The sequence below is a fragment of the Salipiger sp. D13 genome, assembly GCF_003703915.1.
GTDB classification, from domain to species: Bacteria; Pseudomonadota; Alphaproteobacteria; order Rhodobacterales; family Rhodobacteraceae; genus Salipiger; species Salipiger profundus.
This window is the reverse complement of the sequence record NZ_RAPJ01000011.1, coordinates 270,939-285,274: the sequence shown is the minus strand read 5'-3', so window position 1 is coordinate 285,274 and position 14,336 is coordinate 270,939. Positions and strand designations below refer to the sequence as shown.

General features: G+C 66.4%; 11 protein-coding genes. 7 read left to right on the top strand and 4 right to left on the bottom strand.

Annotated elements, in window-relative coordinates; genetic code table 11:
* Positions 1-335: 335 nt before the first annotated feature.
* Positions 336-950, bottom strand: coding sequence for a response regulator transcription factor (locus tag D6860_RS21380; RefSeq protein WP_076623107.1), 615 nt, complete (start codon positions 948-950; stop codon positions 336-338).
* A 487-nt stretch (positions 951-1,437) separates the two neighbouring features.
* On the opposite strand from D6860_RS21380, the gene D6860_RS21375 reads away from it, so the two are divergent.
* Entirely contained in the window at positions 1,438-1,953 is a 516-nt protein-coding gene (locus D6860_RS21375; RefSeq protein ID WP_093412034.1) for a putative pterin-binding protein, read from the top strand.
* A 68-nt stretch (positions 1,954-2,021) separates the two neighbouring features.
* Complete coding sequence (locus D6860_RS21370) at positions 2,022-4,469, top strand: PAS domain-containing hybrid sensor histidine kinase/response regulator (protein ID WP_229743289.1); 2,448 nt, start codon at positions 2,022-2,024, stop codon at positions 4,467-4,469.
* Between the two features lie 204 nt (positions 4,470-4,673).
* Here D6860_RS21370 and choV read toward each other — a convergent pair whose 3' ends face one another.
* The 3 genes from choV to choX all read right to left on the bottom strand — a co-directional run bounded on the left by choV (position 4,674) and on the right by choX (position 7,578).
* Positions 4,674-5,702 (bottom strand): choline ABC transporter ATP-binding protein, encoded by a 1,029-nt coding sequence (gene choV / locus D6860_RS21365; RefSeq protein ID WP_076623109.1) that lies wholly within the window; start codon positions 5,700-5,702, stop codon positions 4,674-4,676.
* Positions 5,699-6,535 carry a choline ABC transporter permease subunit gene (gene choW / locus D6860_RS21360; protein WP_017468861.1) on the bottom strand — a complete coding sequence of 279 codons (837 nt, stop codon included), beginning with the start codon at positions 6,533-6,535 and terminating at the stop codon, positions 5,699-5,701. The genes choV and choW overlap by 4 nt, the downstream gene beginning before the upstream one ends.
* A gap of 119 nt (positions 6,536-6,654) precedes the next feature.
* Complete coding sequence (choX, locus tag D6860_RS21355; protein ID WP_076623110.1) at positions 6,655-7,578, bottom strand: choline ABC transporter substrate-binding protein; 924 nt, start codon at positions 7,576-7,578, stop codon at positions 6,655-6,657.
* A gap of 97 nt (positions 7,579-7,675) precedes the next feature.
* On the opposite strand from choX, the gene betI reads away from it, so the two are divergent.
* The 5 genes from betI to D6860_RS21330 all read left to right on the top strand — a co-directional run bounded on the left by betI (position 7,676) and on the right by D6860_RS21330 (position 14,326).
* Entirely contained in the window at positions 7,676-8,248 is a 573-nt protein-coding gene (gene betI / locus D6860_RS21350) for a transcriptional regulator BetI (RefSeq protein ID WP_017467663.1), read from the top strand.
* Entirely contained in the window at positions 8,245-9,756 is a 1,512-nt protein-coding gene (betC, locus tag D6860_RS21345; RefSeq protein ID WP_017467662.1) for a choline-sulfatase, read from the top strand. Before betI ends, betC begins: the two co-directional genes overlap by 4 nt.
* 23 nt (positions 9,757-9,779) lie before the next feature.
* A complete protein-coding gene (gene betB / locus D6860_RS21340) occupies positions 9,780-11,237 on the top strand; it encodes a betaine-aldehyde dehydrogenase (RefSeq protein ID WP_076623111.1) in 1,458 nt (485 codons plus the stop codon).
* Entirely contained in the window at positions 11,237-12,895 is a 1,659-nt protein-coding gene (gene betA, locus D6860_RS21335; RefSeq protein WP_076623112.1) for a choline dehydrogenase, read from the top strand. The genes betB and betA overlap by 1 nt, the downstream gene beginning before the upstream one ends.
* 132 nt (positions 12,896-13,027) lie before the next feature.
* Positions 13,028-14,326: a replication-associated recombination protein A gene (locus D6860_RS21330; RefSeq protein ID WP_076623113.1), complete on the top strand. Its 1,299-nt coding sequence runs from the start codon at positions 13,028-13,030 to the stop codon at positions 14,324-14,326.
* Positions 14,327-14,336: the final 10 nt, after the last annotated feature.

Genomic DNA, 14,336 nt, shown 5'->3' with positions numbered 1-14,336 from the left:
GGGTCCTCAGCAAGTTCAGCATGGCGATCTGAGACAAAAGGCCAAGCGCCCCCTGCGGGGCGCCGCCGGGTCCCGCAGGGGGCGCCGACAGCATTTTCGCACCGCCGACCACGCGAAGACATTTCCGGCCCAGCCCGAAAGACAGGCCAGGACAGGCCCCCTGGTTCCGGCTCCGATGGGCCGAAGACTTCAGAACAGCATTGCGCGCGACGGGCCCGGTCCCGAGAACCAAGGCGGGCGATCTGTCGAAGGCGGCAGGAAAGCACGGCTGCCGCACATGGTCACTTCAGGTTCTTTTCTGGACGGTGGGACCGCGCCGCATTGCGGAACGGGTCTCAGAACAATCCGGCGTCGCGTGCAACGATGGCGGCCTGCGTCCGATTGTTGACCTCGAGCTTGCGATACAGGGTCTTCATGTGAAGCTTCACGGTCGGCTCCGTCAGGTCGAGATCGCGTGCGATCTCCTTGTTGGACTTTCCGTCGCTCAGCCCCTTCAGGACCTCGAGTTCGCGCTTGGTGAGCCGCTGGGCAAGGGGGTGCTGCTCGACTTCTTCCTGCGCGGTCATGAAGTCGATGGGGGCATATTGCTCTCCCATGGCCATGAAACGCACGGCATTGACGAGGGACTTCGCCGGCAGCGTCTTGGGCACGAAGCCAGCCGCACCGAGACTGAGTGCCTGCTCGGCGATCTCGCGTGTCGCCTGCCCCGAGATCAGCGCGACCCGCTGGCCACCTTTCATCTGCATCGCTTCGGTAAGACTTTCGAGGCCGTTCATGCCGGGCATCTTGTAGTCGAGCAGAACGAGGTTGTAGGCGTCGTCTGATTCGATGCGCTCGCGGGCTTCGTCGAAGCTTGCGGCGCTGCCGACCTCGATGCCGCCCTCGGCACCGAGAAACGCGATCAACGTATCGCGTAGTAGGTCATGGTCGTCCGCAATAAGGATTCTCATCGCTGCTCGTTCCTCCTGGCCCCCGTGCGGGTGGAATGTGATTTCCGGCGTGGCGGCCCTGTGATCCATACCAACTTTAGCGGGTATTTTGTGCGCGGAACATATCCTTTTGGATAGGTGAGGCAAGAGGCGTTGATTTCCCGCAACCATCTTGAGCCGAGGAGAAAATCCTGTTCGCGGAGCGGGAGGCCGCCATCGGGCTCGCGTCCCGACCGGTCGAAGCCGTGACGGCCTGTCGGGAAACCGCTTGGGCGGATCTGTTGGATATGAGATATCCTCCCACAGGCTTGGCGCAGCCCCGGTCGTCTTGTCGCCCTGGTTCCCGCATAAGTCGTGAGATCGGTCAGGAACGACTGCAGTCACGGATGCTCCGGTTGTCCCGTGAACGGGCACCTATCCGAACGGATAGGTGCGTGATCCCGATACACCGCTGCCTCTCACGGCAAAAACTAGCTAATATTTCGTCAACCTGAAAGAGGATACGCACATGACCTGCGCCCAGACAATGCTTGCCTCCCTGCTCGCCGTTGCCATCGCAATGGGTGCGTCTCCGGTCGTGGCCCAAACCCTGCCGACGCCCACCGGGCCGGTCGTGCTGACCGTGAGCGGCGAGATCGAGAACACCAACGGGGACGGTGTCGCGGAGTTCGATATCGACATGCTCCGCGAGCTCGGGGAAAGCGAAATCACCACCGAGACGATCTGGACCCCCGGCACCATCGTCTTCACCGGCGTGCGGCTGGAGACCTTGCTGGAGGCGGTCGGCGCAACCGGCGAGACCATAGATGCCACGGCGATCAACGACTACAGCGTCGAAATTCCGGTCTCCGATGCGACCGCTGGCGGACCCATCGTTGCCTACGAAATGGATGGCAAGCGGATGTCCCGGCGTGACAAGGGGCCGCTTTGGATTATCTATCCCTTCTCAACCTCAAGTGACTATCGGACCGAAGTGATCTACTCACGGAGTATATGGCAACTCGACCGCCTGATGATCGAATGACGTTTGTCGCGCCCTCACGGCGGGAGCGCGCTCTTCCGCCGTGGCGACAGGGCCGCGTCTTGCTCGGCGTGGCTGCGGCCGCCATCGTTGCGGCTGTGATCGTGCTTGTCGCCGAGGTTGTGGACGAGTTCCGCTCTCTCAACTCTGCCAGTTCCGACAACGTGCACTGGTTCCTGTCGCAGGCCGAGGTCGAGTTTCTCGAGTTCCGGAACGCGATCGAGGTCGCCCGCGCGGAAGAAGGCGACGCGCTGGACGATGCCCTCGAACGGCTCGTGGTCGAATACGACGTCTTCTACAGCAGGATGATGACGCTGGCGCGCGGATCGCTCTACAGCGATATCCGCGTCCACGAGGAATTCGGACAGCCGGTCAGTGATATCTGGGACGGGCTGATCGCGATGGTGCCGCTCATCGATGGGCCGCGCGACGCGCTCGCGGCGAACCTAGACGTGCTGGCCGACGAGGCGACCGAGATGCGGCCGCTTCTGCGCGAAATGGCGACCACGGGGCTGCAGTTCTTCGCCGAAAACTCGGACGACAGCCGCGACTCGGTGTCGAGGACGCTGCTGTGGCTTTTCCTGCTGGCGGTGGCGCTGAAGCTCACGCTGCTGGTCGTGCTGGTGCACACCCGACGCGTGAGCAACCAGATCGAACGTCGCGGCATCGAGCTGGCCGATGCCTATGCGCGGCTCAACACCATCCTCGAGACCTCGCTTGACGCGGTCGTGGTGACCGACCTCGATGGCCGCATCCTTACCTTCAACACCGCGGCCGAGCGCACCTTCGGGTATGACCAGGCCGAGGTTCTCGACCGGCCCATCGGTGACATCATCGTGCCTGAATCCTACCGCGAGGCGCATCGTGCCGGGATGAAGCGGATGCGCGACACCGGCGAGCGCAAGATCCTCGGCCAGGGTCGGATCAGGCTCGAAGCGCAGCGCCGCAGCGGTGAAGTCTTCCCGGTCGAGCTGGCGCTCGAGCATGCGCAGACCGGCGAGGAAGAGATCATCGTGGCCTTCCTGCGCGACATCTCCCATCGGGTCGCCGCCGAGACGGAGCTCGTGCAGGCGCGCGACCGTGCGCTCGCGGGGGAAAAGGCCAAGGCCGAATTCCTCGCCATGATGACGCACGAGATCCGCACGCCGCTCAACGGGATCCTCGGCAACCTGTCGCTGCTCGAGAAGACGAAGCTCGGCTACGACCAGTCCCGCTACATTCACAACATGGGCATCTCGGGCGAGGTGCTCATGCACCACGTGGACTCGGTCCTCGACGTGGCGCGGTTCGAGTCGGGCGCCATGGTCTCGAGATCCGACGTGGTGCACATGGGCCGGGTGCTGCAGGACATCGTGGATTCGCAGGCCAGCGCTGCCGAGGCGAATGGCAACGATATCGGATGGGAGTGGATCGGCGAGCCGGTTGACTGGGTCCGCGTGGACTTTTCGCGCCTGCGGCAGGTGCTGCTGAACCTCGTGAGCAATGCGATCAAGTTCACCTCGGACGGGCGTATCCGGCTGGAGGCCGAGCAGAACGGAAAGCGCACGGGATGCGAGGTCGAGATCCGGGTGATCGACACCGGTGTCGGCATCTCGGAAGCCGACCAAGCGCGGGTGTTCGACGATTTCCACATGGTCGACGTGCCGCGCAGCGGCAGCCAGTCGGGCACCGGGTTGGGGCTTGGCATCGCACGGCGGTTCGTCGAGGCGATGGGCGGCGAGATCGGCGTGGAGAGCGAGCCCGGCGAGGGCAGCGTGTTCTGGCTCCGGCTACCGCTCGAATGCGTCGACACGCCGATCGAGGAAACGCCCTCGGGCTACGACATGACCGACCAGAACGGGCGAGACATCCTTCTGGTCGAGGACAACGAGATCAATCTCGAACTGGCGCGCGAGATGCTGACACGGCAGGGGCATGTGGTCACCGAGGCCCGCAACGGACAGGAGGCGATCAGCGCGGCGCTGACGCATCGGTTCGATCTCATCCTGATGGACATCCGGATGCCGGTGCTTGGCGGTCTCGAAGCGACCACGGCGATCCGCGAGGGCAGCGGGCCGAACCGCGACGTCCCGATCGTGGCGCTTTCGGCCAACGTGCTGCCCGAGGCCCGGGACCGCTTCCTCGAGGCCGGAATGTCGGATTTCCTGCCCAAGCCGTTGACGCAGGATGCGCTTGGGAAGGTGATCGCTCGGTATTGCAACAAGCCGTCTGCGGTGGAGCCACCCAAGGACCCGGAGGCGGCGGACATCGGGCTCGACAGGCTGAGCGAGCGTCATCGTGCCGAGGCGCAGGCCCTGTTCGACTGGCTGGCGACGATGCCCGAGGACCTGACCGAGATCGCCGAACGCGCCCACAAGGTCGCAGGCAGCGCAGCCGCCTTCGGGCAATCCGAGGTCCGCGAGGCGCTGATTGCGCTCGAGCTGGTGGCCGAAGGGTCCGGGGATCGTGTCGCTCTGGTCGAGGCGATTGCCGAAGCACGCGCCGCGTGGCAGAGCGCACCGGAGCCTTCGCTGGTCTGACGCTGCGGCGGGTCGCGTCCGAACCGGTCGCACCGGTTTGAGGAGGGGCGACCGTCGTCGGCTGAACAGTCGCGTTCCCTTATCGCTCGCCGCTGGGCTTCCACGCCGGTGATCTCTTGCAGCACGCAGGGGGGGCTTCACGCGAAAAGGGCCGCCCCGGTGTCTGCCGGGGCGGCCCTTCGGGGGATCTCTTCAGGCCGACGCTCAGCCGTGGTCGGTCGCGCTCAGGCCGCGCAGGACGTCGTCCTTGCCGAGCTGGCCGATCAGCGCGCCATGTTCGGTTACGCCGATGGGCCGGTCGCTGGCGAGCAGCGTGTCGAAGCCGTCGCGGACAAGACTGTCGGCGTCGATGGTCTCCGCGGGCTCGCTGGTCAGCGGCTTCATCAGGTCACGTGCGCGCAGCACGCCGAGCGGGTTCATGTGTTGCACGAACTCGGCCACGTAGTCGTTGCGCGGATCGGTGAAGATGTCCTGCGGCGCGCCGCTCTGGACGATCCGCCCGCCTTCCATGATCGAGATGTGGTTGCCCAGCTTGAACGCCTCGTCGAGGTCGTGGCTCACGAAGAGGATCGTGCGCTTCAGACGTTGCTGCAGCTCGAGAAGTTCGTCCTGCAGCTTGGTCCGGATCAGCGGGTCGAGCGCCGAAAAGGGCTCGTCCATGAGCAGGATCGGCGCCTGCGTGGCAAAGGCACGGGCGAGGCCCACACGCTGCTGCATGCCGCCCGAAAGCTCGCTCACCTTGTTATCGCCCCAGTCCGAGAGGCTCACCAGCGCCAGCTGCTCGTCGACGCGCTCGCGCGCTTCCTTGCCCTTCAGGCCGGCCAGCTCGAGGCCGAGGCCGACGTTTTCACGCACGGTGCGCCAGGGCAGCAGTCCGAACTGCTGGAAGACCATGGCGACATGGTGCATCCGGATGCGGCGCAGGGTGGCGGCGTCGCCGTTGGTCACGTCGACCATCTGCGAGCCGTCGTTCACCTCGACCTTGCCGCGTGCCACGGGGTTCAACCCGTTGACGGCGCGCAGCAGCGTCGACTTGCCCGAGCCCGACAGGCCCATGAGCACGTGGATGTTGCCCTCTTCCACGGTCAGGTTGCAGTCGTGCACGCCGAGCACCTGGTCGGTCGCCGCCTGGATCTCGCCGCGGTCCTTTCCCTCGTCCATGAGGGGCAGGGCGCGCTCGGGATGGTCGCCGAAGACGATGGAGACGTTGTCGATGTTGACCGCTGTCGTCATTTGCGTTCCCCCATGTTGAGGATGCGGTCGAGCATGATCGCGACCACCACGATCACGAAGCCCGACTCGAAGCCGAGAGCCGTGTTCACCTGGTTCAGCGCGCGGACGACCGGGACGCCAAGCCCGTCGGCACCGACGAGTGCGGCCACCACGACCATCGACAGCGACAGCATGATCGTCTGGTTCAGCCCGGCCATGATCTGCGGCACGGCATAGGGCAGTTCGACCTTGAACAGCGTCTGGCGCCCGGTGGCGCCAAAGGCGGTGGCGGCCTCGAGCAGCGGCTTGGGCGTCGAGGAGATGCCGAGGTAGGTCAGCCGGATCGGCGCCGGCAGCACGAAGATCACCGTCGCGATCAGGCCCGGCACCATGCCGATGCCGAAGAACACGATGGCCGGAATGAGATAGACGAAGGTCGGCAGCGTCTGCATCAGGTCGAGGATCGGGCGCAGGTAGGTGTAGACCCGCGGCCGGTGCGCGGCGTAGATCCCGATGGGCACGCCGATCGCCATGCAGACCATGCAGGCCGACAGCACCAGTGTGAGGCTCTCGGTCGTTTCCTCCCAGTAGTCCTGGTTGAGGATGAAGAGAAAGCCCAGCAGCACGAAGAGCGCGGTCTTCCAGTTGCGTTGCAGGGCATAGGTGATGGCAACGAAGCCCAGGATCACGATGAGCTCGGGTGGCTCCTGCAGGATCCAGAGGATCGCGTCGATCATCGCTTCCATGAGGTCGGAGAGGACGGTCAGGACGATGTCCCCGTTGTCCCGCACCCAGTCGAAGACGGCGCTTGCCGCATCGCCCACAGGTATCTTGTATTCGGTCAGCCAGTCCACGGCGCCGTGTCCCCCTTGATTTTTTCTTTTGGAATGAGTCTCGGGTCGTCATGGCCCGCGCGGGTCGCGGGGCCGAAAAGCGCACCGCCCGCCTCGGAAGGCGGGCGGTGCTGCGGGGATCACATCCCCAGGCTGTCCTTCACCGCGGCCATCGCGTCACCGCCGTCGACGGTGGTCACGCCGTCAAGCCATGCGTCGAGCACCTGCGGGTTTTCCTTGAGCCATGCCTCGGTCGCGTCGGCCGGGTCGGCACCGTCGTCGAGGATCTGGCCCATGATCTTGTTCTCCATGTCCAGCGTGAAGTCCATGTTCGAGAACAGCTTGCCGAGGTTCGGGCACTCTTCCGAGAAGCCCTGGCGCGTCACGGTGTGGACCACGCCCTCGCCGCCGAAGAAGTCCTCGCCGCCGGGCAGGTACTTCAGGTCGAAGTTGGCGTTCATCGGGTGCGGTTCCCAGCCAAGGAACACGACCGGCTCCTCGTTCTTGTAGAAGCGCGAGACCTGCGCCAGCATCCCCTGCTCGGAGCTTTCGACGACATCGAAGTCACCCAGCCCGAACTTGTCCTCTTCGGTGAGGCTCACGAGGTAGGCGTTGCCCTCGTTGCCCGGCTCGATGCCGTAGATCTTGCCGTCGAGCTCGTCCTCGAACTTGGCGATGTCGGCATAGCTCTGCAGGCCGGCCTCGTAGGCGTAGGTCGGCGTGGCAAGCGTGTACTTGGTGCCTTCGAGGTTGACGTTGATCTGCTCGATCTCGCCGCTGTCGAGGTAGGGCGTGATCGCGCTGGTCTGCGCCGGCATCCAGTTGCCGAGGAAGACGTCGACGTCATCGCTTTCCAGCGATGCGAAGGTCACCGGCACCGACAGGACCTTCACGTCCACGTCGTAGCCGAGGCCTTCGAGTACGTGCTTCGCGGTCGCGGTGGTGGTGGTGATGTCGGTCCAGCCCACATCGGACATGATGACACTGTCGCATTGTGCCTGCGCGTGGGCGGCGCCAGCGGCGGCCGTGAGGGCGAGGGCGGAAATGGCATGTTTCAGTTTCATGGATGCTCCCTGATCCTTGGAAGTCGATTTATTGATTGACCAGTCAAACAATGACTGATTATCTCTGCATTGCAACCCTTTTCTCGGGAAAGACCGGATGAACGCGCAGACCCAACGCAGAACGCAACTGATCGAGGCAACGATTCACGAAATCGGTGCCACCGGTACGCTTGCGGTCACGGTGGGCCAGATCGCCAAGCGGGCCGGGGTGTCGGCGGCACTGGCCTTCCACTACTTCGGGGACAAGGACCGCCTGTTCCTGGCCGCGATGCGGCACATCCTTGCGGTCTACGGTGACGAGGTCCGCCGGGGTCTTGCACAGTCGCAGGACCCGCGTGAGCGGCTCGAGACCCTGATCCGCGCCAGTTTCAGCGAGACGAACTTCCGGCGCGACGTGATCGCGACGTGGCTGAACTTCTACGTGCTGGCGCATCGCTCGACCGAGGCGCAACGGCTGCTGGTGATCTACCACCGGCGGCTGCATTCGAACCTCGTGCACGAGCTGCGCCCGCTGGTCGGGGCCAAGGCCCCGGGCGTCGCGCGACGCCTCGCGGCGCTCATCGACGGCATCTACCTGCGATTCGCCCATTTCCCCTCCGACGAGCCCGAGCAGAACGCCTCGGCCCACGTGCTGGCTGCACTGGAAAACGAACTGAGAGCATTGGCATGACGCGACCGAACATCCTTATCCTGATGGTGGACCAGCTGAACGGGACGCTGTTTCCGGACGGCCCCGCCGACTGGCTGCACACGCCGAACCTGCGCCGGCTGGCCGAGCGCTCGGTGCGGTTCCGCAACTGCTACACCGCATCGCCGCTCTGCGCACCGGGGCGGGCGAGCTTCATGTCGGGCGAGCTTCCCTCGGTCACCGGCGTCTACGACAACGCCGCCGAGTTTCCGTCCGATCTGCCGACCTATGCGCATCATCTTCGCCGGGCAGGGTATCACACTTGCCTGTCGGGCAAGATGCATTTCGTCGGGCCCGACCAGCTTCACGGTTTCGAGGAACGCCTGACCACCGACATCTATCCCGCCGACTTCGGCTGGACCCCGGACTACCGCAAGCCCGGCGAGCGCATCGACTGGTGGTATCACAACATGGGCTCGGTCACCGGCTCGGGCGTCGCCGAGATTTCCAACCAGATGGAATACGACGACGAGGTCGCCTACAACGCGACCCGCAAGGTCTATGACCTCGGGCGCCGCAAGGACGACCGCCCGTGGTGCCTGACGGTCAGCTTCACCCACCCGCACGACCCCTATGTCGCGCGCAAGAAATACTGGGATCTCTACGAGGACTGCGAGCACCTGCTGCCCGAGGTGGGCGACCTCGGCTACGAGAACCACGACAAGCACTCGAAGCGCATCTTCGACGCGAACGACTGGCGCAGCTTCAACATCACCGAGGAAGACGTCCGCCGCTCGCGCCGGGCCTATTTCGCCAATATCTCCTATCTCGACGACAAGATCGGCGACATCCTCGAGGCGCTCGAGGGCACCCGGCAGGATGAGGACACGATCATTCTCTTCGTCTCGGATCACGGCGACATGCTTGGCGAGCGCGGCCTTTGGTTCAAGATGTCCTTCTTCGAAGGCTCGTCGCGAGTGCCGATGATGATCTCGGCGCCGGGGCTCGAGCCCGGTCTCTGCGAGACCCCGGTGAGCAACATCGACGTCTGCCCGACGGTCTGCGACCTGGCCGGCGTCAGCATGGACGAGGTGCAGCCCTGGACCGCCGGCGAAACGCTGGTGCCGGTCGCGGGTGGTGCCGCGCGCGGGCCGGTGGCGATGGAATACGCCGCCGAGGCGTCCTATGCGCCGCTCGTCAGCCTTCGCGATGGCCGCTGGAAATACAACCGCTGCGCGCTCGATCCCGACCAGCTCTTCGACCTGGAGAGCGACCCGCACGAGCTGACCAACCTCGCGGCCGATCCTGCCCACGCCGAGACGCTCGAGCGCCTGCGGGCGATGGCTGATGAGCGCTGGGATCTCGACCGCTTCGACGCCGACGTGCGCAAGAGCCAGGCGCGGCGCTGGGTGGTCTACGAGGCGCTGCGCAACGGCTCCTACTACCCGTGGGACTACCAGCCGCTGCAGAAGGCCAGCGACCGTTTCATGCGCAACCACATGGATCTGAACGAGGTCGAGGAAAACGCCCGCTACCCGCGCGGCGAGTGACCGGACCGGACAAGGAACACGACATGGCTTATGACATTCAACCGCGCGCCAGCCACTACGTGGCCGGCGAATACATCGACGATGCCGCGGGTGCCGAGATCCCGGTGATCTACGCTGCCACCGGCGAGCGCGTCGCGACCCTGCACGCCGCGACCCCGGCCATCGTGGAGCGCGCCCTTGCCGCCGCCGAGACGGCGCAGGCGGAATGGGCCACGTGGAGCCCGCGCGAGCGTGGCCGCGTGCTGACCCGTGCCGCCCAGATCATGCGCGAGCGCAACCACGACCTGTCGGTGCTCGAGACCTACGACACCGGCAAGCCGCTGCAGGAGACGCTGGTGGCCGACGCCACCTCGGGTTCGGACGCGCTCGAGTATTTCGGTGGCATCGCTGCCGGGCTCACCGGCGAGCACATCCCGCTGGGCGAGGACTGGGTCTATACCATCCGCGAGCCGCTCGGCGTCTGCGTCGGCATCGGCGCATGGAACTATCCCACCCAGATCGCCTGCTGGAAGGCGGCCCCGGCGCTCGCCTGCGGCAACGCGATGGTGTTCAAGCCCTCCGAGACCACGCCGCTCTGTGCGCTGAAGGTGGCCGAGATCCTGACCGAGGCCGGCGCGCCCGCCGGGCTCTTCAACGTGGTCCAGGGCATGGGCGAGGTCGGCGCTTCGCTGGTGACCGATCCGCGCGTGGCCAAGGTCTCGCTCACCGGCTCGGTGCCTACCGGCCGCAAGGTCTATGCGGCGGCGGCCGACGGCATGAAGCACGTCACCATGGAGCTCGGCGGCAAGTCCCCGATGCTGGTGTTCGACGATGCCGACATCGAGAACGCCGTCGGCGGCGCGATCCTCGGCAACTTCTACTCCAGCGGGCAGATCTGCTCGAACGGCACCCGCGTCTTCGTGCAGAAAGGCATCAAGGAAGCCTTCCTCGCGCGGTTGGCCGAGCGCCTGAAGGGCGCGGTGATCGGCGACCCGCTGGACGAGACTACCAGCTTCGGCCCGATGGTCTCCGAGACGCAGATGACCATCGTGCAGGGCTTCATCGAGAAGGGCATAGCCGAGGGCGCGCGCCTCGTCACAGGCGGCAAGCGCATCGACCGCGACGGCTGGTATCTCGAGCCGACGGTCTTTGCCGATGTCACCGACGACATGACCATCGCGCGCGAGGAGATCTTCGGCCCGGTGATGAGCGTGCTCGACTTCGACACCGAGGAAGAGGGGATCGCCCGCGCCAACGCCACCGAATACGGGCTGTCCGCCGGCGTGTTCACGAAGGACCTCGCACGCGGGCACCGGGTGATCGGCAAGCTGCGCGCCGGAAGCTGCTTCATCAACTCCTACAACGACGCGCCGGTCGAGGCACCGTTCGGAGGGGTGAAGATGTCGGGCGTCGGCCGCGAGAACTCCAAGGCCGCGATCGAGCACTGGAGCCAGATGAAATCCGTCTACGTCCGCATGGGCGATGTGGAGGCACCCTTCTGATGCAAGCCGAATACGTCATCGTCGGGGCGGGCAGCGCCGGCTGTGCCATGGCCTGGCGGCTGGCCGAGGCGGGCAAGCGCGTGCTGGTGATCGAGCACGGCGGCAGCGATGCCGGCCCGCTGATCCAGATGCCCGGGGCGCTCAGCTACCCGATGAACATGAAGCGCTACGACTGGGGCTATGTCTCCGAGCCCGAGCCGCATCTCGGCGGGCGCCAGCTGGCGACCCCGCGCGGCAAGGTGCTGGGCGGGTCGTCCTCGATCAACGGCATGATCTACGTGCGCGGCCACGCCCGCGACTTCGACCACTGGCGTGACCAGGGCGCGACCGGCTGGGGCTACGCCGACGTGGCGCCCTACTTCCAGCGTCAGGAGAACTGGCACGACGGCGGCCATGGCGGCGATCCGGACCTGCGCGGCACCGACGGGCCGCTGCACGTCAGCCGCGGGGCCCGCGCGAACCCGCTCACGCAGGCCTTCGTCGAGGCCGGCCGGCAGGCCGGCTACCCGGTGACCGACGATTACAACGGCCACCAGCAGGAAGGCTTCGGTCCCTACGACATGACCGTCTGGAAGGGCGAGCGCTGGTCGGCGGCCCGGGCCTATCTGCGCCCGGCCCTGAAGCGCGAGAACTGCGACCTCGTGCGGGCGCTGGCGCGTCGCGTGGTGATCGAGGACGGCCGCGCCGTGGGCGTCGAGATCGAGCGCGGCGGCAAGGTCGAGGTGATCCGCGCCGAGGCCGAGGTGATCCTCGCCGCCTCGTCGCTGAACTCGCCCAAGCTGCTGATGCTGTCGGGCATCGGCCCGGCGGCGCATCTCGCCGAGCACGGCATCGAGGTCGTCGCCGACCGGCCGGGCGTGGGCCAGAACCTGCAGGATCACCTCGAGCTCTACATCCAGGCGGCGGCAAGCCGGCCGGTGAGCCTCTTCAAGTACTGGAACCTGCTGGGCAAGGCCTATGTCGGGGCGCGCTGGCTGTTCACGAAGTCGGGGCCGGGCGCGTCGAACCAGTTCGAGAGCGCGGGCTTCATCCGTTCGGAGGCGGGCGTCGACTACCCGGACATCCAGTATCACTTCCTGCCGATCGCGGTGCGCTACGACGGGCAGGTCGCGGCCGAGGGCCATGGCTTCCAGGCCCACGTCGGGCCGATGCGCAGCCCCTCGCGCGGCGAGGTCACGCTGCGGTCGTCCGATCCGAAGGACGCGCCGCGCATCCTGTTCAACTACATGGCGCACGAGAAGGACTGGTCGGATTTCCGCAAGTGCATCCGGCTCACCCGCGAGATCTTCGCGCAGGAGGCGTTCCGCCCCTACTACAAGCACGAGATCCAGCCGGGCGCCGACTGCCAGAGCGACGACGAGCTCGACGACTTCATCCGCCAGCACGTGGAGAGCGCCTATCATCCCTGCGGCACCGCCCGCATGGGCCGGGCCGACGACCCGATGGCCGTGGTCGACCCCGAGACCCGGGTGATCGGGGTCGAGGGGCTGCGGCTTGCCGACAGCTCGATCTTTCCGCGCATCACAAACGGCAACCTCAACGCACCGTCGATCATGGTGGGCGAGAAGGCGTCGGACCACATCCTCGGCAAGGCGCCGCTGCCGCCGAGCAACGTGGCGCCCTGGATCAACCCCGACTGGGAGATCTCGCAGCGCTGACTGTTCCTGCATCACGAGACCGGAACACGCCGGGGCCGCAGCGCCCCGGCGTTTTCGTGTCCGGTGCCCCGCTGGCAGCTTCGGGCGCGCCGCGTTATGGACTGGGGGCGCCCATCCCAAGGAGCCCGCCGCATGGATCTTTTCGACGCCTCTTCCTCGGGCCGCCGCCGCCCGCTCGCCGACGTGCTGCGCCCGGAAACGCTTGACGACGTGATCGGGCAGGGGGCGCTCGTGGCCCCGAACTCGCTGCTGCGCCGTCGCATCGCGGCGGATGCGCTGGGCAGCCTGTTGCTCTACGGCCCGCCGGGGATCGGCAAGACCTCGATCGCGCGCGCCGTGGGCAACATGCTGGGCAAGGAGTTCCGGGTGCTGCACGCGGCGGGCGTTCGGGTCTCGGACATCCGCAAGATCGCCGACGAGGCGCGCATCCGCCCGGTGCTGATGTTCGTGGACGAGGTGCACCGGCTGTCCGCCACGCAGGCCGACGACCTGCTGACCATCTGCGAGGACGGCACCACCGACTTCATCGGCGCCACCACCGAGAACCCCTATCATGCCATTCCCAAGGCGCTGATCTCGCGTTCGCAGGTGCTCAAGCTCGAGCCCCTCTCGATCGACGACATGGAAGAGGTGATCCGCCGCGGGCTCGCGCATCTTGCCGCGAACGGCATCGAGGTGACGCTTGCGCCCGAGCAGCTGCGGCTCATCGCCGGCCGGTCGGGCGGCGACGCGCGGCGCGCCCTGACGACGCTGGAAAGCCTTGCGGTCGGGCATGGTGACGGGCCGGTCGAGATCACCGAGGCGATGATCGAGGAAGTCTACGCGGCCGCCCCCGTGAATTTCGACCGCACCGGGGACCAGCACTACGATGTCACCTCGGCCTTCGTGAAATCCATGCGCGGCTCGGATCCGGACGCCACGCTGCACTGGCTGGCGGTGCTCATCCATGCCGGTGAAGACCCGCGCTACATCGCGCGCCGCATCATGATCCACGCCTCCGAGGACGTGGGCCTTGCAGACAACACCGCGCTGCAGACGGCGGTCGCGGCGGCGCAGGCGGTCGAGATGATCGGCTACCCGGAGGCGCAGATCATCCTTTCCCACGCAGCGCTGCACGTCGCCCGCGCGCCCAAGTCGACCTCGGCCTGCGCCGGGATCGGTGCGGCGCTCTCCTACGTGCAGAGCGCGCCGCAGATGAGCGTGCCGCTGCACCTGCGCGATGCGCATTACGCCGGCGCCGCGAAGCTCGGGCACAAGGGCTACCGGCTGCCGCACAACGATCCGCGCGGCTGGGTCGATCAGGAATATGCCACCGGCATCGTGCGGGGGCAGTTCTACCAGAGCGACGCCCGCGAGGCGCCGACCTTCGAGAAGCGCGCCGACGAGCACTGGGCGCGCGTCACGGGGCGGATGCCGCCGCGCCGGTTCTGACGCGGCGGCA